The organism is Roseateles asaccharophilus, assembly GCF_031458115.1.
Classification (GTDB): Bacteria; Pseudomonadota; Gammaproteobacteria; order Burkholderiales; family Burkholderiaceae_C; genus Pelomonas; species Pelomonas asaccharophilus_A.
Genome location: NZ_JAVDXV010000005.1, coordinates 201203 through 223334 on the forward strand (window position 1 = coordinate 201203; position 22132 = coordinate 223334).

The 22132-nt window shown below is 68.8% G+C and carries 30 protein-coding genes; 8 read left to right on the forward strand and 22 right to left on the reverse strand.

Translation table 11 applies throughout. The features are described from left to right. Positions 1 to 7 precede the first annotated feature (7 nt). Positions 8 to 1063, forward strand: coding sequence for a S1/P1 nuclease (locus J2X21_RS14145; protein ID WP_310329651.1), 1056 nt, complete (start codon positions 8 to 10; stop codon positions 1061 to 1063). Here the strand turns inward: J2X21_RS14145 and J2X21_RS14150 are convergent. Genes J2X21_RS14150 through hisF form a run of 4 tightly spaced genes read right to left on the reverse strand, consistent with a single transcriptional unit; the run spans position 1056 to position 3125 of the window. Then, positions 1056 to 1310, reverse strand: a complete 255-nt coding sequence (locus J2X21_RS14150; RefSeq protein WP_310329652.1) for a YfhL family 4Fe-4S dicluster ferredoxin — start codon at positions 1308 to 1310, stop codon at positions 1056 to 1058. The genes J2X21_RS14145 and J2X21_RS14150 overlap by 8 nt on opposite strands. 2 nt (positions 1311 to 1312) lie before the next feature. Further along, positions 1313 to 1810: a pantetheine-phosphate adenylyltransferase gene (coaD, locus tag J2X21_RS14155; RefSeq protein WP_310329653.1), complete on the reverse strand. Its 498-nt coding sequence runs from the start codon at positions 1808 to 1810 to the stop codon at positions 1313 to 1315. Then, positions 1807 to 2358, reverse strand: a complete 552-nt coding sequence (gene rsmD / locus J2X21_RS14160) for a 16S rRNA (guanine(966)-N(2))-methyltransferase RsmD (RefSeq protein WP_310329654.1) — start codon at positions 2356 to 2358, stop codon at positions 1807 to 1809. The genes coaD and rsmD overlap by 4 nt, the downstream gene beginning before the upstream one ends. A 5-nt stretch (positions 2359 to 2363) precedes the next feature. After that, positions 2364 to 3125, reverse strand: coding sequence for an imidazole glycerol phosphate synthase subunit HisF (gene hisF, locus J2X21_RS14165; protein ID WP_310329655.1), 762 nt, complete (start codon positions 3123 to 3125; stop codon positions 2364 to 2366). 113 nt (positions 3126 to 3238) lie between these two features. On the opposite strand from hisF, the gene J2X21_RS14170 reads away from it, so the two are divergent. Then, positions 3239 to 3823, forward strand: a complete 585-nt coding sequence (locus J2X21_RS14170) for a CHRD domain-containing protein (RefSeq protein ID WP_310329656.1) — start codon at positions 3239 to 3241, stop codon at positions 3821 to 3823. Positions 3824 to 3827: 4 nt separating this feature from the next. Here J2X21_RS14170 and hisA read toward each other — a convergent pair whose 3' ends face one another. From hisA to J2X21_RS14250, 16 genes are all read right to left on the reverse strand, one after another. Further along, positions 3828 to 4577: a 1-(5-phosphoribosyl)-5-[(5-phosphoribosylamino)methylideneamino]imidazole-4-carboxamide isomerase gene (hisA, locus tag J2X21_RS14175; RefSeq protein WP_310329659.1), complete on the reverse strand. Its 750-nt coding sequence runs from the start codon at positions 4575 to 4577 to the stop codon at positions 3828 to 3830. 66 nt (positions 4578 to 4643) lie between these two features. Beyond that, on the reverse strand, positions 4644 to 5291 hold the full coding sequence (gene hisH, locus J2X21_RS14180) for an imidazole glycerol phosphate synthase subunit HisH (RefSeq protein WP_310329660.1): 648 nt from the start codon (positions 5289 to 5291) through the stop codon (positions 4644 to 4646). Continuing rightward, on the reverse strand, positions 5288 to 5890 hold the full coding sequence (gene hisB, locus J2X21_RS14185; RefSeq protein ID WP_310329661.1) for an imidazoleglycerol-phosphate dehydratase HisB: 603 nt from the start codon (positions 5888 to 5890) through the stop codon (positions 5288 to 5290). The genes hisH and hisB overlap by 4 nt, the downstream gene beginning before the upstream one ends. Next, a complete protein-coding gene (hisC, locus tag J2X21_RS14190) occupies positions 5881 to 6960 on the reverse strand; it encodes a histidinol-phosphate transaminase (RefSeq protein ID WP_310329662.1) in 1080 nt (359 codons plus the stop codon). Before hisC ends, hisB begins: the two co-directional genes overlap by 10 nt. Next, the gene (locus J2X21_RS14195) at positions 6957 to 7391 is read right to left on the reverse strand and encodes a PIN domain-containing protein (RefSeq protein WP_310329663.1); all 435 of its coding nucleotides are present in this window, start codon (positions 7389 to 7391) and stop codon (positions 6957 to 6959) included. Before J2X21_RS14195 ends, hisC begins: the two co-directional genes overlap by 4 nt. Positions 7392 to 7524: 133 nt before the next feature. Next, positions 7525 to 7737, reverse strand: coding sequence for a CopG family transcriptional regulator (locus J2X21_RS14200; RefSeq protein ID WP_310329664.1), 213 nt, complete (start codon positions 7735 to 7737; stop codon positions 7525 to 7527). A gap of 47 nt (positions 7738 to 7784) precedes the next feature. Further along, entirely contained in the window at positions 7785 to 8636 is an 852-nt protein-coding gene (locus tag J2X21_RS14205) for a substrate-binding periplasmic protein (RefSeq protein WP_310329665.1), read from the reverse strand. Between the two features lie 18 nt (positions 8637 to 8654). Continuing rightward, positions 8655 to 9971, reverse strand: coding sequence for a histidinol dehydrogenase (hisD, locus tag J2X21_RS14210; protein WP_310329667.1), 1317 nt, complete (start codon positions 9969 to 9971; stop codon positions 8655 to 8657). Continuing rightward, the gene (gene hisG / locus J2X21_RS14215; protein ID WP_310329668.1) at positions 9968 to 10630 is read right to left on the reverse strand and encodes an ATP phosphoribosyltransferase; all 663 of its coding nucleotides are present in this window, start codon (positions 10628 to 10630) and stop codon (positions 9968 to 9970) included. The genes hisD and hisG overlap by 4 nt, the downstream gene beginning before the upstream one ends. After that, positions 10627 to 10866, reverse strand: a complete 240-nt coding sequence (locus tag J2X21_RS14220) for a BolA family protein (RefSeq protein WP_310329669.1) — start codon at positions 10864 to 10866, stop codon at positions 10627 to 10629. Before J2X21_RS14220 ends, hisG begins: the two co-directional genes overlap by 4 nt. A gap of 77 nt (positions 10867 to 10943) precedes the next feature. Next, the gene (locus J2X21_RS14225; RefSeq protein WP_310329670.1) at positions 10944 to 11699 is read right to left on the reverse strand and encodes an ABC transporter permease; all 756 of its coding nucleotides are present in this window, start codon (positions 11697 to 11699) and stop codon (positions 10944 to 10946) included. Next, positions 11696 to 12616, reverse strand: coding sequence for an ABC transporter ATP-binding protein (locus J2X21_RS14230; protein ID WP_310329671.1), 921 nt, complete (start codon positions 12614 to 12616; stop codon positions 11696 to 11698). The genes J2X21_RS14225 and J2X21_RS14230 overlap by 4 nt, the downstream gene beginning before the upstream one ends. A gap of 61 nt (positions 12617 to 12677) precedes the next feature. Further along, positions 12678 to 13385 (reverse strand): ABC transporter ATP-binding protein, encoded by a 708-nt coding sequence (locus J2X21_RS14235; protein WP_310329672.1) that lies wholly within the window; start codon positions 13383 to 13385, stop codon positions 12678 to 12680. Beyond that, complete coding sequence (locus J2X21_RS14240) at positions 13382 to 14203, reverse strand: ABC transporter permease (RefSeq protein WP_310329673.1); 822 nt, start codon at positions 14201 to 14203, stop codon at positions 13382 to 13384. The genes J2X21_RS14235 and J2X21_RS14240 overlap by 4 nt, the downstream gene beginning before the upstream one ends. Further along, positions 14203 to 15177, reverse strand: a complete 975-nt coding sequence (locus tag J2X21_RS14245; protein WP_310329674.1) for an aliphatic sulfonate ABC transporter substrate-binding protein — start codon at positions 15175 to 15177, stop codon at positions 14203 to 14205. The genes J2X21_RS14240 and J2X21_RS14245 overlap by 1 nt, the downstream gene beginning before the upstream one ends. A gap of 24 nt (positions 15178 to 15201) precedes the next feature. Further along, positions 15202 to 16407, reverse strand: a complete 1206-nt coding sequence (locus J2X21_RS14250; RefSeq protein WP_310329675.1) for an acyl-CoA dehydrogenase family protein — start codon at positions 16405 to 16407, stop codon at positions 15202 to 15204. A gap of 110 nt (positions 16408 to 16517) precedes the next feature. On the opposite strand from J2X21_RS14250, the gene J2X21_RS14255 reads away from it, so the two are divergent. The 4 genes from J2X21_RS14255 to J2X21_RS14270 all read left to right on the forward strand — a co-directional run bounded on the left by J2X21_RS14255 (position 16518) and on the right by J2X21_RS14270 (position 18919). Next, on the forward strand, positions 16518 to 17177 hold the full coding sequence (locus J2X21_RS14255; RefSeq protein WP_310329676.1) for a TetR/AcrR family transcriptional regulator: 660 nt from the start codon (positions 16518 to 16520) through the stop codon (positions 17175 to 17177). Positions 17178 to 17189: 12 nt separating this feature from the next. Further along, a complete protein-coding gene (locus J2X21_RS14260; protein ID WP_310329677.1) occupies positions 17190 to 17963 on the forward strand; it encodes a tetratricopeptide repeat protein in 774 nt (257 codons plus the stop codon). Between the two features lie 118 nt (positions 17964 to 18081). Further along, on the forward strand, positions 18082 to 18423 hold the full coding sequence (locus J2X21_RS14265; RefSeq protein WP_310329679.1) for a hypothetical protein: 342 nt from the start codon (positions 18082 to 18084) through the stop codon (positions 18421 to 18423). Between the two features lie 133 nt (positions 18424 to 18556). Further along, the gene (locus J2X21_RS14270; protein ID WP_310329681.1) at positions 18557 to 18919 is read left to right on the forward strand and encodes a hypothetical protein; all 363 of its coding nucleotides are present in this window, start codon (positions 18557 to 18559) and stop codon (positions 18917 to 18919) included. A 130-nt stretch (positions 18920 to 19049) separates the two neighbouring features. Here the strand turns inward: J2X21_RS14270 and J2X21_RS14275 are convergent, their stop codons facing one another. Next, a complete protein-coding gene (locus tag J2X21_RS14275) occupies positions 19050 to 20498 on the reverse strand; it encodes a wax ester/triacylglycerol synthase family O-acyltransferase (RefSeq protein ID WP_310329683.1) in 1449 nt (482 codons plus the stop codon). A gap of 97 nt (positions 20499 to 20595) precedes the next feature. Here J2X21_RS14275 and J2X21_RS14280 point away from each other — a divergent pair, with 97 nt between their 5' ends. After that, complete coding sequence (locus J2X21_RS14280; protein WP_310329685.1) at positions 20596 to 20847, forward strand: acyl-CoA-binding protein; 252 nt, start codon at positions 20596 to 20598, stop codon at positions 20845 to 20847. A gap of 55 nt (positions 20848 to 20902) precedes the next feature. On the opposite strand, the gene J2X21_RS14285 is transcribed toward J2X21_RS14280, so the two are convergent. Further along, on the reverse strand, positions 20903 to 21226 hold the full coding sequence (locus tag J2X21_RS14285; RefSeq protein WP_310329687.1) for a polyhydroxyalkanoic acid system family protein: 324 nt from the start codon (positions 21224 to 21226) through the stop codon (positions 20903 to 20905). 135 nt (positions 21227 to 21361) lie between these two features. Here J2X21_RS14285 and J2X21_RS14290 point away from each other — a divergent pair, with 135 nt between their 5' ends. Further along, positions 21362 to 22132 carry a tetratricopeptide repeat protein gene (locus tag J2X21_RS14290; RefSeq protein ID WP_310329689.1) on the forward strand — a complete coding sequence of 257 codons (771 nt, stop codon included), beginning with the start codon at positions 21362 to 21364 and terminating at the stop codon, positions 22130 to 22132.

A 22132-nucleotide genomic window follows, 5' to 3' on the forward strand; every position in this document is an offset into this window, starting at 1 on the left:
TGGCGGCATGCGCCGCCTGCTCGCCCTCGCCTTCACCGCCTTCCCCCTGCTGGCCCACGCCTGGGGGCCCGATGGCCACCAGACCGTTGCCACCATCGCCGCCGGACTGCTGAAGGGAACGGCCGCCGAGGCCCGCGTGCAGGCGCTGCTGGGCGACATGACGCTGCAGCAGGCGTCCATCTGGGCCGACTGCGTGAAGGGCATCTCGCCCAGCCAGGACTACACCTACCCCTCGCCCGGCAAATACCCCGAGTGCGCGCCGCTGGAGACGCCCGCGCGCATCGCCGAGATGGCCGACTACGTGCGCCGCAACGACCGGCAATGCCACGTCGGGCTGGACGAGGACAGCTGCCACCGCCAGACGCACTACGCCGACATCGCGCTGCAACGCAGCCGCTACGTGCAAGGCTTTGTCGGCACGCGCGCGGACGACGTGGTGGGCGCGCTGCGACAGGCCATCCTGGTGCTGCAAGGCCAGCCGACGTCCGGCCCGCCCAACTTCAGAAGCCCGCGCGAGGCGCTGATCGTGCTGACCCACCTGGTCGGCGACCTGCACCAGCCGCTGCATGTGGGCTCGGTCTACCTCGACGAGTTGGGCCGGCGCGTGGACCCCGACAAGACCGGCTTCCAGCGCGACACCTTCACCGTGGGCGGCAACAGCCTGTGGCTGATCGCCGCCAAGCCGCCCGCGCCGGCCCGGCCGCCATCGGGCGCCGCGCCGGTCACGGCCGGGTTCGGGCCGGTCAGGATGCACACCGTCTGGGACGGCGTGCCCGCCAGGTTCAAGCCCGCCCGCGTGGACGCTGCCTGGCTGGCCGAGGCGCGCAAGATCCACCCCAACACGGGCGAACCGACCGACTGGCCGGCTCGCTGGGCCACGCAGTCACTGGAACAGGCGCGCCTGGCCTTCGACGGCCTGAAGTTCTCGGCCCGCCAGGGCGACCACTGGAACGTCCACCTGCCCGGCGGCTACGGCGCCCGGGCTGATGCGATCAAGCGGCAACAGCTGACCATCGCGGGCGCGCGGCTGGCGCAGGTGCTGAAGGCGGTGCTGGCTAACTAGCCGCAGCGGTCAGGCGCTGGTACTTCTGCATCAGCGTCTCACGCGTCTCGACATGCGCCGGGTTGACCGGAATGCAGGCCACCGGGCACAGCATCACGCACTGCGGCTCGTCGAAGTGGCCCACGCACTCGGTGCACTTGTCGGGCGCGATCTTGTAGAACTCCTCGCCCATCGAGATCGCGTTGTTCGGGCAGGCGGGTTCGCAGACGTCGCAGTTGATGCATTCGTCGGTGATCATCAACGCCATGATCAGTTCCCCTTGAACTTCTCGTTCAAGCGCGCCAACACGCCGGGCGGCACGAACTCGGCCACCTCGCCGCCCAGCGTCGCGATCTCGCGCACGAAGGTGCTGGACGTGTACTGGTGCTTCTCGCCGGGCGTCAGGAAGATGGTCTCGACCTCGGGCATGAGCTTGCGGTTCATGCCGGCCATCTGGAACTCGTATTCGAAGTCGCCGCCGGTGCGCAGGCCGCGAACGACGACGCGGCCGCTGTGCGTGCGCACGAAATCGCGCAGCAGGCCGTCGAAGGCGAACACCTCCACATTGCCCAGCGACGCCGCGACTTCCTGCGCCATGGCCAGGCGCTCGTCCAGCGTGAACATGGTCTTCTTGTGGTGGCCAACGGCCACCGCCAGCACGAGGCGCTCGAACATGCCGGCGGCGCGGCGCATCAGGTCCTCGTGCCCCAGCGTGATGGGGTCGAAGGTGCCGGGGTAGATCGCGGTGATCTGCGTGCGGGAGGTCATAGGGCTGGATTGTCCTCTGCGCGCAAAAGCCGGTAGTGCACGGCCCCGGCCCGCCCTTCGCGCCACGCGGTGAATCCGGCAGGCGCGGCGATCTCGTGCGGCGATTCGACGTAGATCAGGCCGCCCTCGGCCAGCAGTGGCTGCGCCGCGGCCAGGGCCTGGTCGAACAGGTCGGCGGCGAACGGCGGGTCCAGAAGGATGAGATCGAAGCTGCCGCGTGGCGCGGCGCGCATCCAGGGCAGCGCATCGGCCGCGTGGACCTTCATCGTCGTGGCCTTCAGCCGCTGCACGCTGGCGCGCAGGCCGGCGGCCAGCTTCACATCACGCTCCACCAGCACGACCTCGGCAGCATCCCGCGACGCCGCCTCGAAACCTAAAGCGCCGCTGCCGGCAAAGGCATCCAGCACGCGCCAGCCGGTCAGCGTCTGGCCGAGCCAGTTGAACAGCGTCTCGCGGATGCGGTCGGACGTGGGGCGCAGGCCGGGGGCGTCAGGCACGGGCAGCTTGGAGCGCTTCCACTGGCCGCCGATGATGCGGATTTCACCCACGGCGATTACTGGCGGACAGGGATTCCACGCGCCGCCATCAGCGCCTTCGCCTCGCCCACGGTGTGCTGGCCGAAGTGGAAGATGCTGGCGGCCAGCACCGCGTCGGCGCCGCCCTTCGTGATGCCGTCGGCCAAGTCGTCCAGCGAGCCCACGCCGCCCGAGGCGATGACGGGGACCGGCACGGCCTCGGACACGGCGCGGGTCAGTTCGAGATCGAAGCCGCTCTTGGTGCCGTCGCGGTCCATGCTGGTCAGCAGGATCTCGCCGGCGCCGTACGCGGCCATCTTCTTCGCCCATTCGACGGCATCCAGGCCCACGTTCTTGCGGCCACCGTGCGTGTAGACATCCCAGCCGCTGCCATCGGCGCGGCGCTTGGCGTCGATGGCCACGACGATGCACTGCGCGCCGTACTTGTCGCTGGCGGCCCGGATCAGTTCGGGGTCGGCCACGGCTGCGGAGTTGAAGCTGACCTTGTCGGCACCGGCGTTCAACAGCCGCCGCACATCGGCCACGGCGCGCACGCCGCCGCCCACCGTCAGCGGGATGAAGACCTGGGAAGCCACCGCTTCGATGATGTGCAGGATCAGGTCGCGGCCGTCGCTGGTGGCGGTGATGTCCAGGAAGGTCAGTTCATCCGCGCCCTGCTCGTTGTAGCGCGCGGCGATGTCCACCGGGTCGCCCGCGTCGCGCAGGCCCACGAAATTGACGCCCTTGACCACGCGGCCGGCGGTGACGTCGAGGCAGGGAATGATGCGTTTGGCGAGCATGGCAGCTGAAACAGGGGACGAGCCTGGATTATTCCTTCGATGGTTAGGGGGTTCTCAGCGCTGGGGGTGCGGCGCCCAATCGCAGGTTCACAACCCACACCACGGAGACGACGATGAGACTTGCTTCCTCGACCCTGCTCTCGGCCACGCTCCTGCTCGCATCGGCGACAGCGTCGGCACACACGACCTACTTCGCCGGCAGCTTCAGTGCGGAAGCGCTGGGCGCGACCGGATCGGGTACGTTGGCGCTGGAGTACGACAGCGATGGCCACACGTTGCTGATCCAGGCAACCTGGGCGGGGCTGTCGGGGTTGACGACCAACGCCCATATCCATTGCTGTACCGCTGCGCCCAACACCGGCACGGCGGGTGTCGCCCTGGCTGACGGCGGCACCATGCTGCCGGGATTTCCGTTGGGCGGCTCGGCCGGCTCCTACAGCCGCATCATTGACCTGACCGACCCCACGCAATACGGCAATACCTTCCGAACCGCCAGCGGCGGCACCGCGGCGGCAGCGGAAGCCCGGCTCATCAGCAACCTCGCATCCGGCCAGGCCTACTTCAACATCCACACCAACACGTTCCCCGGCGGCGAGATCCGCGCGTTCGTGACCGCGGTGCCCGAGCCCGAAACCTACGCGCTGATGCTGGCAGGCCTGGGCGTGCTCGCTCTCGCGAAGCGCCGCCGCCCGAGCTGAAGCTTCAGTCAGCCGCCGCCATCAGTTCATCGGCGCGCACCTGGGCGGCTGCGAAGTCCAGCGCGCCGGTGTAGATGGAGCGGCCGCAGATGACGCCTTCGACGCCTTCGCCGAACACCGCGCACAGGCGCTCGATGTCGGCGATGTCGGACAGGCCACCCGACGCGATGACGGGGATGGTCAGCGCCTGGGCCAGCTTGACGGTGGCCTCGATGTTGATGCCCGTCAGCATGCCGTCGCGGCCGATGTCGGTGTAGATGATGCCTTCGACGCCGTAGTCCTGGAACTTCTGGCCCATATCGATGACTTCATGGCCGGTCAGCTTGCTCCAGCCGTCGGTCGCGACCTTGCCGTCCTTCGCGTCCAGGCCCACGATGATGTGGCCGCCGAAGGCGCTGCAGGCGTCTTTCAGGAAGCCGGGGTTCTTCACCGCGGCCGTGCCGATGATGACGTAGCTGAGGCCATCGTCCAGGTAGCGCTCGATGGTGTCGAGGTCGCGGATGCCGCCGCCCAGCTGGATGGGGATCTCGTCGCCCACCTCCTTGATGATGGCCTTGATGGCCGGCTCGTTGACGGGCTTGCCCGCAAACGCGCCGTTCAGGTCCACCAGGTGCAGACGCCGCGCGCCGGCATCCACCCAGCGGCGGGCCATCGCGGCGGGGTCTTCGCCGAAGGTGGTGGAGTCGTTCATGTCGCCTTGCTTGAGGCGGACGCAGCGACCGTCTTTCAGGTCGATGGCAGGGATCAGCAGCATGGCCGAGGGCTGAGGGGCTGAGAGAAGAGGAAGGGGAGCGAGAACGTGCAGACCGGCTGGCGCCGGTCAGGGGTTCCAGTGAAGGAAGTTGCGATAGAGCGCAAGGCCCAGCGCGGCACTTTTCTCGGGGTGGAATTGGGTGGCAAAAATGTTATCCCGCGCCACGGCACAGGTAAAGCGAAGGCCATAGTCGGTCTCGCCGGCGCTGTGTTCTGGCAACGCGGTCGTCGCGTAGAAGCTGTGCACGAAGTAGAACCAGCTCTCGTCGGGAATGCCATCCCACACCGAATGGGCCCGCGGCTGGTGCACACGGTTCCAGCCCATCTGCGGCACCTTGAAGCGGCTGCCGTCGTCCTGCAGCCGGCCGTCCAGCCGGAAGCGTTGCACGCGGCCGGGGATCAGCCCCAGGCCCGGCGTGTCCTGCTCCTCGCTGTGGTCCAGCAGCATCTGCATGCCGACGCACACGCCCAGCAGCGGCTTGCTCGCGGCGGCTTCCAGCACGGCTTCCTTGGCGCCAGACGCGGCGAGCTCGGCCATGCAGTCGCGCATGGCGCCCTGGCCCGGCAGCACGACGCGCTCGGCGGCACGGATCACGTCGGGGTCGCAGGTGATGGCGACGTCAAAACCCTGCCCTTCCGCGGCATGGATGACGGCCTGCGACACGGAGCGCAGGTTGCCCATGCCGTAGTCGACGACAGCGACGGTTCTTGTCACAGCGAGCCCTTGGTCGACGGGATCACGCCCGCCGAGCGCGGGTCCGGCGTGGTGGCCATGCGCAGCGCGCGCCCGAAGGCCTTGAACATGGTCTCGGCCTGGTGATGGGCGTTGTGGCCCTTCAGGTTGTCGATGTGCACGGTGGCCAGCGCCAGGTTGGCGAAGCCCTGGAAGAACTCGAAGGTCAGCTGCGTATCAAACGCGCCGATGCTGCCGGCCGTGAACTTGCAGTCCATGTGCAGGCCCGGGCGGCCGGACAGGTCGATGACGACGCGCGACAGCGCCTCGTCCAGCGGCACATAGCTGTGGCCGTAGCGCGTCAGGCCGGCCTTGTCGCCCACGGCCTTCGCGATGGCCATGCCCAGTGTGATGCCCACGTCTTCCACCGTGTGGTGGCCGTCGATGTGCAGGTCGCCTTCGCAGTGGATGTCCAGATCCATCAGGCCGTGGCGGGCGATCTGGTCCAGCATGTGATCGAAGAAGCCGATGCCGGTGTGCAGCTTGGACTGGCCCGTGCCGTCCAGGTTGACGCGCACGGTGATGCGCGTCTCGCGGGTGTTGCGTGTGACTTCGGCGGTGCGGGGGGCGTTCATAGACATTCGGGCAGTTCGGCCAGCAGGCGGGAGTTCTCGTCCGGTGTGCCGATGGTGATGCGCAGGCAGTTGGCGAGCAAGGGGTGGGCGGCGGAAACGTTCTTGATCAGCACGCCCCGGGCCTTCAGCGCAGCGAAGGTGGCGGCTGCGTCGTTGACTCTGGCCAAAATCATATTGCCCTGGCTGGGCCAGGGGGCGATGCCGGGCAGCGCCTGCAAGGCAGCGAACAGGCGCTCGCGCTCGGCGCGCAGTGTGGCGGCCTGGGCGGCGTAGACGTCGGCGTGGGCCAGCGCGAACAACGCGGCCTCGGCGTTCAACACGCTGATGTTGAACGGCGGACGCAGCTTCTCGATCTGGTCGACCAGCGTCTTCACGCCCAGCAGGTAGCCGATGCGCACGCCGGCCAAGCCGAACTTGCTCATCGTTCGCATGACCAGCACGTGCGGGTGGCGGGCCATCAGCGCCAGGCTGTCGCTGGCCGCGAACGGCTGGTAGGCCTCGTCCATGACCACCAGGCCCGGCGCGGCAGCGACGATGCGCTCGATGGCGCCCGCATCCCACAGGTTGCCGGTGGGGTTGTTGGGGTAGGACAGGTAGACCAGCGCCGGCTGGTGCTGCTCGATGGCGGCCAGCATGGCGGCTTCGTCCAGCTCGAAGTCGCTTGCGCGCAGCGGCACGCCGACGAAGTTCAGCCGCTGGTGCTGGGCGCACATCTCGTAGATGACGAAGCTGGGCAGCGGCGACACGATGGCCGCACCCGACTGGGCCACGGCCAGCGTCAGCAGGCTGATCAGCTCGTCGGAGCCGTTGCCCAGCGTGATGCCCACGTCCGACGGCACGCCCGCATGCTTGCGCAGCGCGGCGGCCAGCTCGGCGGTGCGCTCGGCCGGGTAGCGGTTGATGGCCACGGCGCCGAGCCGCTCGCCCAGTTCGCGCTGCAGCTCGGGCGGCAGGCGGAATGGGTTCTCCATGATGTCCAGCTTCACGACACCGGCGCTGGGCTGGACCGCGTAGGCATGGGCCGCGCGCACGTCGGGGCGGATGCGGTCCAGGGCTTGCTGCAGGCGGTCAGTCATGGTGTGGCGACGAGAGGGTTGAGAACTTGCACGCTGTCGTACTGCGCGTCGTGCGGCAGCGCGAGGCTGAGCAGCCGGGTGCAACCCTGAGCCTTGGCGCTGGCAACGACCAGCGCGTCGGCGAATGGCAGGCCGAAGCGGCTTTCCAGCGACCAGGCGGATTCGACGGTGGCTTGGTCGGCCGACCAGGGTTGCCAGTGCTGGTAGCGGCGCACCTCGGCGCGCACGTCGCCCTGCGGCATGGGGGGCGTCACGCGCTGCGTGGCCAGCAGGTAGAAGTCGTTCAGCACCTGCACGGAGACGCGCCCCTTGCGCGTGGCCCACAGCTCGCGCAGCCAGGCCAGCACCTGCTCGCGCTCGGCCGGGCGGGCGCCGTCCTCGCTGAACAGCAGCACGGAGGTGTCGACGAAGACGGGATCTTTGAAATTCATGTCAATGCGTTCACGGGCCGAGCGCCGGGCCGCTCCCAAGCCGGCCCGTCATGGCGATGTGCGTGCGGCTCGACGCCGCATGCATCGCCGTCCCCTCGGGGGACGGGCCGACGTACTCGTTGGACGAGGGGCTTCATGTCCGGCCCGGATAGGGCTGGCCGTCGGATGACCAAGAACGCTCGCGGTGCAGCCAGTCCTGCAGCGCGCGCTCGTAGGCATCGTCGTGCTGCATCTTTTCGGCCAGCAGCTCACCGAGCAGCCGCGACACGCTGGTGTTGCGCCGCGCCGCCTCCAGCCGGGCCCATTCGGCTACGGCGTCATCCATGGACACGGTAACGTTCTTCATGGCCCGAAGCGTACACGAAGTTCGTGTTCCACGAACTTCGTGTCTCGTTAAGGCCGATGCCAGAGCTCGGATTTGTTCAACGGCGTCTGCGGTGGCAGCAGCGGGTTGCGCAGCTCGATGACGCGGCGTGTCGCCAGCTTGGCGCGCGCCAGATCCTGTCCGTGGTGGGTCTCGAACAGTCGGTCGAAGGCGCCATTGGCGCGCAGGCGGGTCAGGCCGAGTTCGATTGCGGCGGCCAGTTCGTTTTCCTCGGGCGCAACGAAGTAGTAGATCGCCGCCGGGTAATGCAGACAGATGTCGGGCACCACGGTCAGGCCCTGGCCATAGCGTTCCACCTCCCACCAGATCTCCTCGACCGAACGCGGGAAGGCGTCCGCGCGGCCCAGGCGCACCTGCTTGAACATCGCGTCGTAGCTGGGCGAAATGACCACGTTCATGCCGTTGGCCTGCAGGATGCTGGTGTCGGGCCATTCCAGGCCTTGCACCATGGAGAACTGCCGAAGTTCGCCGGGCGAGCGCACCTCGCGCATGCGCGCAGCCACGTCCGTGGTGGCCAACAGCAACCGCCAGCCGAACAAGCCCTTGAAGATGGGCACGCGGACGGGCCACGCCTGGCGCTCGCGCTCGACCGAGGTCATGGTCCACACCACGTCCAGCCGGCGCTTGCGGCCCAGCTCCTGCAAGGCCCGGTTCTGCGGGATCAGCTCGGTCGTAGGCTCCAGCTGCACCGGCATGCCGGCGGCGGCCAGTGCCTGCTCCAGCAACTGCGCGGGATAGCTGCGCTCCAGCTCGGCCCGGGCCGACACATGCGGGATGCGCAGGGGGCGCGGCGCGGCGACGGCGGGCGTGAACACCACCGCAGCCGAAGTCAGGAGAAGGTCACGGCGTTGCAAGGACATCGCCGCAGCCTAGTCGATTCAGGCCTGGGACTTCAATCGGAGTTCTGCCGCACGCGCGTGGGCCTGCAGGCCTTCGCCGTGAGCCAGTTCGCTGGCAATGCGACCCAGGCTTTGCGCGCCGGCCTCGCTGACCTCGATGAGGCTGGTGCGCTTCTGGAAGTCGTAGACCCCCAGCGGCGACGAGAAGCGCGCGGTGCTGGCCGTCGGCAGCACGTGGTTGGGGCCGGCGCAGTAGTCGCCGAGGCTCTCGCTGGTATAGGCGCCCAGGAAGATCGCGCCGGCATGGCGCAGCAGCGGCTCCCAGCGCGCCGGTTCGGCGGCGCTGATTTCCAGGTGCTCGGGCGCGATGCTATTGCTGATCTCGCAGGCTTCTTCCATGGAGCGCGTGTGGATCAGCGCACCGCGGCCCTGCAGGGACGCACGGATGACGGCCTCGCGAGGCAGCGTCGTCAGCAAGCGCTCCATGCTGGTGCGTACGGCGTCCAGGAAGGCAGCGTCGGGGCTCAGCAGGATGCTCTGCGCCAGCTCGTCGTGCTCGGCTTGGCTGAACAGGTCCATCGCCACCCAGTCCGGCGGCGTCGTGCCATCGGCGATGACCAGGATCTCGCTGGGGCCGGCAATCATGTCGATGCCGACCTGGCCGAACACGTGCTTCTTGGCCGAGGCCACATAGGCGTTGCCCGGGCCGGTGATCTTGTCGACGCGCGGGATGGTCGAGGTGCCGTAGGCCAGCGCCGCGACGGCCTGGGCGCCGCCTATCGTGAACACGCGGTGCACGCCGGCCACGGCGGCAGCGGCCAGCACCAGCGGGTTGCGCACGCCGTCCGGCGTGGGCACGACCATGATGATTTCCTGCACGCCGGCCACATGGGCGGGAATCGCGTTCATCAGCACGCTGCTCGGGTAGGCCGCCTTGCCACCGGGCACGTACAGGCCCACGCGGTCCAGCGGCGTGACCTTCTGGCCCAGCAGATTGCCGTCTTCGTCGCGATAGCTCCAGCTGCGGCCGCTCGCTTCGAGTTGGCGCTCGTGATACGCACGGACGCGCCTGGCGGCCGCCTGCAACGCGTCGCGTTGGGCGGGCGTGATGGAGGCCAGCGCGGCCTGCAGTTCGGCCTGGACTATCTCCAGCGCAGCGACGCTGTCGGCGCCCAGGCGGTCGAAGCGGTGGGTGTACTCCAGCACGGCGGCATCGCCGCGGGCCTGCACGTCGGCCAGGATCTCGGCCACACGGCCCTCGATGGCCGCATCGGTCTCCGCAGACCAATGGCGCAGGCGCTCGAACTGGGCGGTGAAGTCGGCGTCGGCGGTCGAGAGTTGGCGGATGAGCGTCATGCGATGGCGGAGGCGAAAGCGTCGATCAGCGGGCGCAGCAGGTCGCGCTTCAGCTTGAGGGCGGCCTGGTTGACGACCAGGCGAGACGAGATGTCCATGATCTGCTCCACCTCCACCAGCTTGTTGGCGCGCAGCGTGCCGCCGGTGGAGACCAGGTCCACGATGGCGTCGGCCAGGCCGGTCAGCGGTGCCAGCTCCATGGAGCCGTAGAGCTTGATCAGGTCCACATGCACGCCCTTGTCGGCGAAATGCTGGCGGGCGATCTCGGTGTATTTGGTGGCGACGCGGATGCGCGAGCCCTGCTTCACGGCCGCCGCGTAGTCGAAGTCGGCGCGCGTGGCCACGCTCATGCGGCAGCGGGCGATCTTCAGGTCCAGCGGCTGGTACAGGCCGTGGGAGCCTCCTTCAGCCAGCGCCTGTTCGTGCAGCACGTCGCGGCCGGCTACGCCCAGGTCGGCGCCGCCGTACTGAACATAGGTGGGCACGTCGCTGGCGCGCACCAGCACCACCTGCACGCCGTCGCGGTTGGTGGGCAGGATGAGCTTGCGCGAGGTCTCGGGGTCCTCCAGCACCTCGATGCCGGCAGCGCGCAGCAGCGGCAGCGTCTCTTCGAAGATGCGGCCCTTGGACAGCGCGAGGGTCAGGCCCGCGGCGCTCATTGCTGCCACTCCTCGGGCGTCAGCGTCTTCATGGACAGCGCGTGGATCTCCTCGCGCATGCGGTCACCCAGCGCCGCATAGACGCGCTGGTGGCGCTTGATGCGGGTCAGGCCCGAGAACTCGCTAGAGACGATGGTGGCGAAGAAATGGCGGCCGTCGCCCTCGACTTCCAGATGCGCGCAGGGCAGGCCTGCGGCAATGAAATCGCGCACTTGTTGCGGGGTGGGGTCGGCCATCACGGGGTCCTTGGGGGAAACCCCGGATTTTAGGGAGGGTTCGCGCGGCCCCCTTCGGACCTGCGCAAACGACCCTTTTAAGACCGGATCTTGTAACCGCGCTTCAGCAGCGACAGAGCCACCCCGGCAGTCACCACGAAAGCACCCGCCACGATGGCCAGGCTGATCCACGGCGACACATCGCTGACGCCGAAGAAGCCGCGCCGGAAGCCGTCGATCATGTAGAAGAACGGGTTCAGGTGGCTGACGCCCTGCCAGAAGCTGGGCAGCGAGTGCACCGAATAGAACACGCCGGACAGGAAGGTCATCGGCATGATGATGAAGTTCTGGAAGGCGGCCATCTGGTCGAACTTCTCGGCCCACAGCCCGGCGATCAGGCCCAGGGCGCCCATCAGGCCCGCGCCCAGCACCGTGAAGGCCAGCACCCACAGGACGTTGTGCAGCCCCGGCGGCGCGAACCAGGCCGTCACCGCCAGCACGCCGCTCCCTACCGCCAGGCCGCGCACGACGGCCGCGCCGACGTAGGCGGCAAACCAGGCCAGCGGCGACAACGGCGTCAGCAGCAGGAACACGAGGTTGCCGGTGATCTTGCTCTGGATGAGGCTGGACGAGCTGTTCTCGAACGCGTTCTGCAGCACGCTCATCATGACCAAGCCGGGAATCAGGAACTGCGTGTAGCCCACCGAGTCGTAGACCTTCACATGATCTTCCAGCGTGTGCCCGAACACGAGCAGATACATCAGCGCCGTCAGCACCGGCGCGCCGACCGTCTGGGCGCCGACCTTCCAGAAGCGCAGCACTTCCTTGTAGAACAAAGTCCCGGCGCCGTTCATGCGTGCGCTCCTTGCATGATTTCGAGAAACACGTCTTCGAGGTCGGCGCGGCCGATCTCCAGGTCCTCAATCGCCACGCCCGCAGCGCGCAGCGCGGCCAGCGTGCTCTCCACCTCGGCGGCATCGTGGGCCGTCACCTGCACGATGCGCCCAGTCACCCGGGCCCGTGCCGCGATGTCCGGCGGCAACGCCGCGTCGGTCTTGAAGCGCAGCATCGTCGAGTGCGTGCCGGCCAGCAGCTGCGACGTGCGGTCCAGCGCGACGATGCGACCCTGCTTCAGCATCGCGATGCGCTGGCACAGCGCCTCGGCTTCCTCCAGGTAGTGCGTGGTCAGCAGCACCGTGTGGCCCTCCTTGTTCAGGCGGGCGATGAACTGCCACAGCGTCTGGCGCAGCTCCACGTCCACGCCGGCGGTGGGCTCATCCAGCACGATGACCGGCGGCCGGTGCACCAGCGCCTGCGCCACCAGCACGCGGCGCTTCATGCCGCCGGACAGCTGGCGCATGTTGGCGTGCGCCTTGTCGGCCAGGCCCAGGTTGGCCAGCAGCTCGTCGATCCAGGCGTCGTTGTTCTTCACGCCGAAGTAGCCGCTCTGGATGCGCAGCGTCTCGCGCACGCTGAAGAAGGGGTCGAACACCAACTCCTGCGGCACCACGCCCAGCGCCTTGCGGGCGGCGGCGTAGTCGTCCACGACGTCGTGACCCATCACGCGCACTCGGCCCTCGCTGGCGCGGGCCAGGCCGGCCAGCACGCTGATCAGCGTGGTCTTGCCGGCGCCGTTGGGGCCCAGCAGGCCGAAGAACTCGCCGGGCTGGATGTCGAACGTGACCCCGTCCAGCGCCTTCAGCTGCCCTCCCCGGTAGGTTTTCTTCACGTTCTCGAACGAGATGGCGGGCGGCGCGGTCGGATTCGGCATGGCGCGGGATTCTAGGGAGGCGCCACATTGCCCCCTTCGCTGCAGCCGCCTGGCGTTTCGACTACAGCGCGTGCGCCTCGTGCAGCGCGTCCAGCACGCGGCCACGCGCCGTGGCCAGCGCCGCGTCGCTCCGGGCGCGGGGGCGCGGCAGGTCCACGGCGATGTCGTCCACGACTCCGCGCGCCTCGCTGCCCAGCACCACGACCCGGTCGCCCAGCAGCACGGCCTCGTCCAAGTCGTGCGTGACCAGCAGCAGCGTCACCCCGTGGCGGCGAGCCAGCTCGGCCAGCAGGTCCTGCAGCTTCATGCGCGTGAAGGCATCGACGGCGGAGAACGGCTCGTCCAGCAGCAGCAGGCGCGGCTGGGTGAACAGCGCGCGGGCGATGGCCACGCGCTGCGCCTGGCCGCCCGAGAGCTGCTTGGGCAACGCCCGCTCATGGCCGGACAGGCCCACCTCGGCCAGCAGCGCCAGTGCGCGCTCGTCGGCCGGCGGCGCCCCGGCGGCAAAGGCGACGTTCTGCGCCACCGTCAACCACGGGAACAGCCGCGGTTCCTGGAACACGACGCCCGCGCCCGCGGTCAGCGTCACGCGGCCCGTGAAGTCGTCGTCCAGCCCCGCCGCGATGCGCAGCAGCGTGCTCTTGCCGCAGCCGCTGGCACCCACCAGGCTGACGACCTCGCCCGCCGCCAGCCGCAGCCGCACGTCGGACAGCACCAGCCGCTGGCCGAAGCGCTTGGCCTGCACATGCAAGTCCAGAACGGCGGTCATCGAGAGGCACCCACGCTGTCACGCCAGGCCAGCGCGCGCCGCTCCCAGCGGCGCATCAGGCCGTCGCTGAGCTTGCCCAAGGCAGCCAGCAACAGGATGGCCGCGAACACGAGGTCGGCGCGGCCCATCTCGCGGCCATCGGTCAGCAGATAGCCCAGGCCCCGCGTCGCCGCGATCAGCTCGGCCGCGACCATGAACATCCACGCCAGGCTCAGACCGTTGCGCAGCCCCGTCAGCACGGCCGGCGCCGCCGCCGGCAGCAGCACGCGACGCGCGAGCGCGACACGCGACAAGCCATACAGCCGCGCCAGCTCGACGAGCTTGCGGTCCACGTCGCGGATGCCGGCCACCGCGCCCATGTAGACCGGGAAGAACGCGCCGATGGCGATCAACACCAGCTTGGGCGCCTCGTCTATGCCCAGCCACAGCAGCAGCAGCGGCACCCAGGCCAGCGACGGGATGGCCCGCAGCGCCTGGAACAACGGGTCCAGCAGCGCCTCGGCCAGCTGCGACAGCCCCACCAGCGCGCCCACCACCAGCGCCAGCGACGCGCCGGCCACGAAGCCCAAGGCCACGCGCCCGCTGCTGGCGCCCACATGGCCCGCCACGTCTGCCGCACCCAGCCCGAGCAAGGCGCTCAGTACCTCGGTGGGCGCGGGCAGCAGCCGCCCCTCGACCAGACCGCTGCGCACCGCAAGCTCCACGCCGCCCAGCAACAGCAGCGGCACCACCAGGCCCAGCGCGCGCCGCGGCCAGCGCAGCGCCGCCGGCGCGCCTGCGGTGCGCGGCAATGGCAGCCGGTCGGCGGCGGTGTTCATCAGGCCTTCACCAGCCCGGCCGCGAAGCGCGTGTCCACCAGCGACGCGATGACCGCGCGCAGGTCGGAGCCCGGCTTCACCAGCGCCTCGTCCAGCAGGATGGGCGCCGCCGCCTGCAGCGCCTGCACATGCTGCTGCGACGGCAGCGGCTGTGTCAGGTCGGTACGCAGCTTCAGCTGCAGCAGTGCCACCTGCAGGTCCACCTTGGCCTCGTCGGCCAGGATGCGCGCGGCCTCGGTGGTGTTGGCTTGTATCCACAGCCGCGCACGCTCGTAGTGGGCGATGACGCGCTTCACGTCCTCCGGGTAGCGCTTCAGAAAGTCCTCGCGCACGTTCAGGAAGCCGTAGGTGTTGAACGCCACGTTGCGGTACAGCAGCCGTGCGCCGGTGTTCAGCTCGCTGGCGGCCATCAGCGGGTCCAGGCCCGCCCAGGCGTCCACGCGGCCCTGCTCCAGCGCCACGCGGCCATCGGCATGCTGCAGGCTCACGTGCTCGATGTCGCTGCGCTTCAGGCCCACGGTGTGCAGCGCGCGCAGCAGGAACAGGTAGGGATCGGTGCCCTTGGTCGCGGCGATCTTCTTGCCGCGCAGGTCGGCCAGCGTCTTGATGGGCGAGTCCTTGGGCACGACCAGTGCCGTCCACTCCGGCCGCGAGAAGATGTAGGGCGCGCGGATGGGGTTGCCATTGGTCTTGGCCAGCAGCGCGGCCAGGCCGGCACTGGAGCCGATGTCCAGGCTGTTGGCGTTCAGGTACTCCAGCGCACGGTTGCTGCCGGCGCTGAACACCCACTTCACCGCGGTGCCGCGCTGCTTGGAGTCCTCGTCCAGCCAACCGGAGCGCTTCAGCACCAGGCTGGCCGGTGAGTAGGTCGCGTAGTCCAGGCGCAGTTCGCGCAGCGGCTCGCCGGCGGCGCGCACGAGCGCCGGTGCGGCGAGGCCGCCGGCGGCCAGTTGGAGGAGGTGGCGTCTTTGCATGGGCTCGTTCTTCTTTGAGTGAGATCAGGAGTACGGCGTCGGCTCGGGCCAGGCGCCGGTCAGCGCATGCCGGCCCAGGTCGCGCAGCTTGTAGTCGACGGGGTCGTGCAGCGTGTGCACGCGGGCGTTGCGCCAGAAGCGGTCCAGCCCATAGCGGCCCGACGTGGCGCGCGCGCCGGTCAGCTCGAACAGCTGCTGGCTGACCGACAGCGCCGCGCGGTGCGCCAGCACCTTGGCTTCGGCGACCGCAATGGCCACGGCGCCGCGCTCATCGGCAGTCAAGGCGTCGCCGCGGCCCAGCGCCTGCTGCAGCGATTGCGCCGCCGCATCGGCCAACAGTTCGGCGGGACGCACCTGCAGCCACAGCTCGCCCCAGCGGTGCTGCACAAAGGGGTCGTCCACCGCAGCGGCGACGCCGGACTGGAACCACGGCCGCGACTCGTCGCGCGTGAAGCGCAGCCCCGCCTGCAGCGCGCCCTGCGCGATGCCCACATACAAATGCACGAGGATGAGCTGTGCGATCTGCTGGCGCAGCGTCGTGCGCGGCGTGGGCACGCTGCCGGGCGGTTGCAGCACGTCGGCCCGCGGCAGCGCGACGGCGTCGAACGACACGGTGCCGCTGTCGGTCTGCTTCTGGCCGAAGGCATCCCAGTCGGCGCGCACGGAGATGCCTGGCGCATCGGCCGGCCGCACGCCGATCAGCGCGGCCTGCATGCCCTCGTGCCAGGCGGAGAACGTCAGCATGTCGGCGCCGACGGAGCCCGATGCGAAGCTCTTGGCGCCGTCCAGCCGCCAGCCTTGGTCCGTATCGACGGCCAGCAGCCGGCGGTCCAGCGGGTTCAGCGCATTGCCCCAGAACCAGCGCCGCCGAATGGTCTCGCCCAGCAGGCGCCGCTGTTGCTCGGCGGTGCCGTACAGCTGCACGCTGGCCAGTTGCAGGTGATGGAAGCCGAACAGATGGGCCAGCGCGCTGTCGGCCTCGGCCAGCCGGCGCAGCACGCGGTAGAACGTGGGCCAGGACGCCCCCAGGCCGCCGAGCTCCTGCGGCACGGTCAGCGCCAGCAGGCCGCTGTCCCGGATGAGTTCACGCTCGCGCGCCGCATGGCCGCCGGCCTGGTCGCGCGCGACGGCCGTCTCGGCCAGCTGGCGGGCCACCGGCTCGGCCAGCGCCAGCGCGTCGGCCGTCGACAGCGGCGCCGGGTTGGTGGGGAAGTGAAGGACGGAACTCATGGCGCGTCGTTGTGAAGACCGTCAGGCTAGGGCCCCATGCACCGGCGGCGAACGAAGGAAATCGCGCTTGCTTATGCCCCGCAGCGTTCGCTGCCAGAATCCCCAGGCCCATGCCCGCTCCCAAGAAACCCCGCCGCACCGCTGAACGCATCCTGGAGGTCACGCTGGACCTCTTCAACGCGTTTGGCGAGCCCAATGTGTCGACCACGCTGATCTCGGCCGAACTGAAGATCAGCCCGGGCAACCTGTACTACCACTACCCGGCCAAGGACGAGTTGGTCAACGCGCTGTTCGGCCGCTACGAGGCCGAGCTGAACCAGCTGCTGGCCGCAGCCGACAACGTGCGCAACGTGGAGGACGCCTGGCTGTTCTTCCACATGCTGTACGAGTTGATCTGGAAGCACCGCTTCCTGTACCGCGATCTCAACGATCTGCTGTTCAAGAACCGCAAGCTGGAGACGCACTTCCAGGCGCTGCTGGCCGCCAAGGAGCAGGCCATGCGCCACGTGCTGTCGGGCCTGCACCTGGGTGGCGCGCTGAAGATGGACTTGCGCGAGGCGGCGCCCACCGCAAACGCGATGGTGGTGGTGGTCAGCTACTGGCTGAGCTACGAGTACGTGCGCGACCCGCGCCACGCGCTGGAGCCCGAGCGCGCCGGCGCCGCGTTGATGCGCGGAGCCTTCCACGCGCTGAGCCTGCTGCTACCCTACCTCGAGCCCGCATCCAAGGATCACCTCTTCAAGCTCGCGGGCAACTACCAACAATCCTGAAGGAGACAAGCGATGGCCAAGTGGACCGCCTTCCCGCACGACAACAGCGCGTTCGTGTACACCCCGGCCACGCTGAAGAAGCACTGGGCCCGGCTGCACGCGGGCGATGCCGAGCCCTTCCCCAAGGACGCCGACGTGCAGCAGGCCTGGATCCACTTCCACGCCGGCGACTTCAAGGCCGCCTATGACGCCGGCCTGGCCGCCGGCGGCGCGGGTCTCACCGTCGCCAACAAGGCGCAAGGCATCTACGCCAACTACCTCGAGAAGAAGGAAGCGGTGAAGCTGGAGATGTTCCTGGAGATCGCCGAGCGCGCCGAAGCCCAGCAGGAAGAAGACCCCAAGAACGCCAACGCCTGGTACTGGCAGGCCTACGCACTGGGCCGTTATGGCCAGGGCATCAGCGTCGCCAAGGCGCTGGCGCAAGGCCTGGGCACCAAGGTCAAGACGGCGCTGGAAACCACCATCAAGCTGGCGCCCAAGCATGCCGACGCGCACATCGCGCTGGGCGCCTTCCATGCCGAGGTCATCGACAAGGTCGGCAAGCTGCTCGGCAAGACGCAGGGCGCCGACACCGCCACGGGGCTGAAGATGTTCGAGCAGGCCATCAAGCTCAACCCGACCAGCGCGATCGCGATGATCGAGCGCGCCAACGGTCTGGTCATGCTGGAAGGCGACAAGCGCATGGACGTGGCCGAACAGCTCTACACCGACGCGGCCGCCTGCGAGGCGATGGACGCAATGGAGCTGCTGGACATCGAACTGGCCAAGGCTGAACTGGAAGATTGAACCGTGACGGAGTTCACGCTTCCCCTACCCCCGCCTGCGGGATGCACCCCCGGTGCATTGCGGGCGGTGGCGGCGTAAGCTTCGCTCCGCACTCCAATCACTTTCGCGAGACAGCCTCATGAAGTTCCTGATCCCCGCCCTGGCCGCCGTCACCGCCTTCGCTGCCCAAGCCGGCAACAAGGCCACGCCCGAGCAGGCCGAACTGCGCGCCGAGTGCGCCAAGAGCTACAGCGACACCAGCAGCATCGCGACGCCGGTGGCCGCCAATGAATACCAGTTCGTCTACGCCAACGGCAAGTACAAGGGCGAAGCCAAGCCGGGCAAGCTGCTGGCCTGCACCGAGCACCAGTACGCCGCCTACCTGGACAACAAGGCTGACCCCGCCAAGGTGATGGCCGCCTACCCGACCGCCGCCGGCCGCCCGACCACGAAGAAGAAGGTCGAGCCCTTCCGCCTCTGATCGGTCCTGCGGTCTAAAAAAGGGCGCCCCAGCGGGCGCCTTTTTTCATGGCCGACGATGTGCATTCAGGCACGTGCAATTGCGGTTCGACAGGCGTAATCTTCCGTTACCCCTGAAACGCGGAGGTCTTGCCATGAGACACCTCGCAATTGCTTTCACGGCCCTGGTCAGCTCGCTGGCCGCCCACGCTGCCGAAACACCGGCCACCCTGGCCCAGGCTGTTTTGCGCGACGGCTGCGCACAGAGCTATGCCAGCTACCTGTACTACAACCCGACCGGCAGCCCGGCGCCGGCGTTCAGTGGCGAGCGCTACAAAGGCGACAACCGCTACTACAACGACGCCAAGCCCTGCGACGACGCGCAGTACGCCGCCTACCTGGACAAGGCCGACCCGGCCACGGTGATGGCAGCCTACCCGACCGCCGCCGGCCTCGCCAAGGTCAAGAAGGCGCCGGCCACCAAGCCGACGCCGGTGACCGCGGTCAAGCCCAAGTGAATCCGCACACCGCGACTCGCGGCTGAGCCTTTCGGGCCGAGCGCCGGGCCGCCCCAAGCCGGCCCGTCTGGCGATGTGCGAGCGGGGCACACCCCGCGAGCATCGCCGCCCCCTGGGCGGGGGGCTCCGTTCAAGCGTCGCGGGCCCAAGGCATCATCAACGCCAGCATCAGCAGCTTCTCGAATTCCGGCGCGAAGTTCTCGATGATGGCCTCGGGGTCGGGGCACAGCCCCGCGTCGGTGATGAGGCCGAACTGCACCCGGCCTGCATAGGTCAGGATGCTCACGCCCATGCCGATGTCGCCCGACTGCGGCACCCAGAACATCACCTTTTCCACCGTCGAGCCGCAGAACTTCAGCGCCTCGGCGGGGCCGGGCACATTCGTCATCACGGCCGTGGCCTTCTTCGCGAAGAGGTTCAGCATCGCGTGCTGCACCGGCTTGATCAGCAGGCCGGCCACCGACAGCAGGCCGAAGGCCATCACCGGCTGGAAGCTGCCCTTCAGCTCGCTCATGCGGGCGCGCACCGCGAACAGCCGCTCCACCGGGTTGGCGATGCCAATGGGCAGCACCAGCGGCACCAGGCCGAAGCGGTTGCCCAGTTGCCAGGCCTGCTCCAGCGGCCGCAGGTTGACCGGCACCATCGCGCGGATCTCCTTGCCCGCCGGGTCCTCGCCCTTGTCGGCCAGGTACTTGCCGATCGCGCCGGCCGCGCAGGCCAGCAGCACATCGTTGATGGACGCGCCCAGCGCCTTGCCGACGGCCTTCACATCGTCCAGCGACAGGCTGTCATCCCAGGCCACCGTCTTGCGCGTGCCGGGCTTGCCCTTCAGCCGGGTCGCCGAGTCGTCCGGCATCAGCGCGAAGGCCGCCACGTCGGACACCGCCTGATAGCCCATGCGGGCCATCTCCAGCGAGGAATCCACCGGCGTGTTGCCGCTCATCATCACGTCCACGCCCTTGGACACGCCCTTGCCCGCCAGGCCTATGGCCTTCACGGTCATGTTGCTCATCGGACGCAGAAAGGCGTCTAGCAGCCAGTCCGCCTCGTGCGGCTCTTCGGCCTGGCGGCGCGCACCCGAACTTGAACGTTGAGGCGGCGCCTTGCCGCCATCGGTGATGGACAGCATGACCGCGATCAACGCGATGCCGTCGGCAATGCAGTGGTGGATGCGGCAGATCAGCGCACTGGTGCCGTCGCCCATGTCCTCGATGAGCTGCATCTGCCACAGCGGCCGCTCGGGATCCAGCGGCTGGCTGCACAGCTCGGCCACGCGCTCGCGCAGCACCTCGTCACGCGACTGGCCCCGTAGCGGCAGCGGCAATTCGCCCACGACGTGGTTGGCGATGTCGAAGTCCTGGTCCAGCACCCACTGCGCGCCGACCAGTGCATCCTCGACGACCCGCTGCCGGAAGCGCGGGTACTGCAACAGCCGCTCGGCGACGCGCTCGCGCAGCGCGCCCAGCGTGATGCCGGGACGTATGGACCAGACCCCGACGATCATCATCAGGTTGGCCTCGGTATCCATGCGCAGCCAGGCGGTATCCACCTTGGACATGCGTTCGCTGGTCTGGCCCATGCGTCTCCTCGGAAGTCGTTTTGCTCGGGCCTAAACTCGGCGGCCCGTTGTTCGATTGTGACCAACTCGAACCCCTCGAATCAGCCTGGAGAACCCCGTGAGCCTGAAAGACCAATTCGAAGCCGCCGTCGCCGATTCGAAGAACCTGCCCGAGCGGCCGGACAACATGACGCTGCTGAAGATCTACGCCCTCTACAAGCAGGGCAGCACGGGCGACGTGCAGGACAAGCGCCCCGGTTTCACCGACATGGTGGGCCGCGCCAAGTGGGACGCCTGGAACGAACTGAAGGGCACGTCGCAGGACGACGCGATGCAGCAGTACGTCGACCTGATCGAAGGCTTGAAGTAACCCACCCCCTACCGGCTTCGCCGGTCCACTCAAGGGGGCGCCGCCGGGTAAGACGCTAATCCGGCTTCTTCTTGGGAGCCGGTTTTTTCTTGGCCGCCAGCAGCGCGTCCAGCTCCTTCTGGATCTCGCTCTCGATGGTGGTCTTGAACGCGCCGAGCAAGAAGCCCAGCTGTGCCACCAGCTCGAAGCTGCTGGCCGACACGGTCAGCTCACCCTTCACACCGGAGCGCGTGAACTCGACGGTGTCCTCGTCGTCGCCCTCGTGCACCGTGCATTCCATGTCGAACTTCTCTTCGACCTTCTCGGCCCATTTCCAGGCCAGCTCGCGGGCCTTCTTGAGGCCCAAGTCATGGTCGCGGTGAATGCGGATCTCGGCCACGGCGGCTCTCCTTGGTGTCGTGCGCCGCACTCTACGCGAGAAGGCGCAGCACCACGCTGACCCGGCGATTGCACGCATACTCTGGCGCCGCAAGAGCCGGCAGCCAAGCTGGCCGGCGACGTCCAGGGAGGATTCATGCGACCCGTCGACCCCGACCCGTATGCCACGGCCCCGCTCCGCACGGGGCTGGAGCACCTGCATGCGGCCGAGCCCGACCATGAGCAGGCGGTGTACTGGTTCCGTGTCGCGGCCGACGCCGGCAATGCGGAGGCGCTGGCGCTGCTGGGTTGGTGCCAACTCGAAGGCCTGGGCTTGCCGCGCGACCCCGAGCAGGCACGCATCCGGCTGGAGCACGCGTCGGCCGCCGGCAGCGTGACCGCCAAGTTCCACCTGGGCCGCGCACTCGTGGCCGGCTGGGGCGGCGCCGCCGATGCCCCGCGCGGCGTGGTGCTGTACATCACCGCGGCGTCGCAAGGCCATGCCGACGCCACCTTCAACCTCGCCGCCTGCCTGGACGCCGGCTGGGGCTGCCAACCCGACCGCCTCGCCGCCAAGGCCTTGTTCCTGCGCGCGCGGGCGATGGGCAGCCCGCTGCGGGCGCCGGGGCTGCGCATTCGCCAGCGCGAGCTGGATGCCGTGCGCGACCTCGCGCGCCGCTTCGAGGTCGGCAGCGAGATAGGCCACCTCGTCGAGGAACGCCAGCACGAGATCGCGTTGATGCAGGAACTGGTGCACCACCCCAGCCGCCGCAAGAGGCGCCTCAGCGCCGGCCAGAAGCAGGCGCTGGCGCGCCTGGCCGGCGTCGCCGTCGTCATCGGCGGCGTGGCGGGCGCCGTGGCCGGGTTGTTCGGGTGGCGCGGCAGGCGGGCGGTGTCGCATGATGCCGGCCCCACATCGATTGCCTGA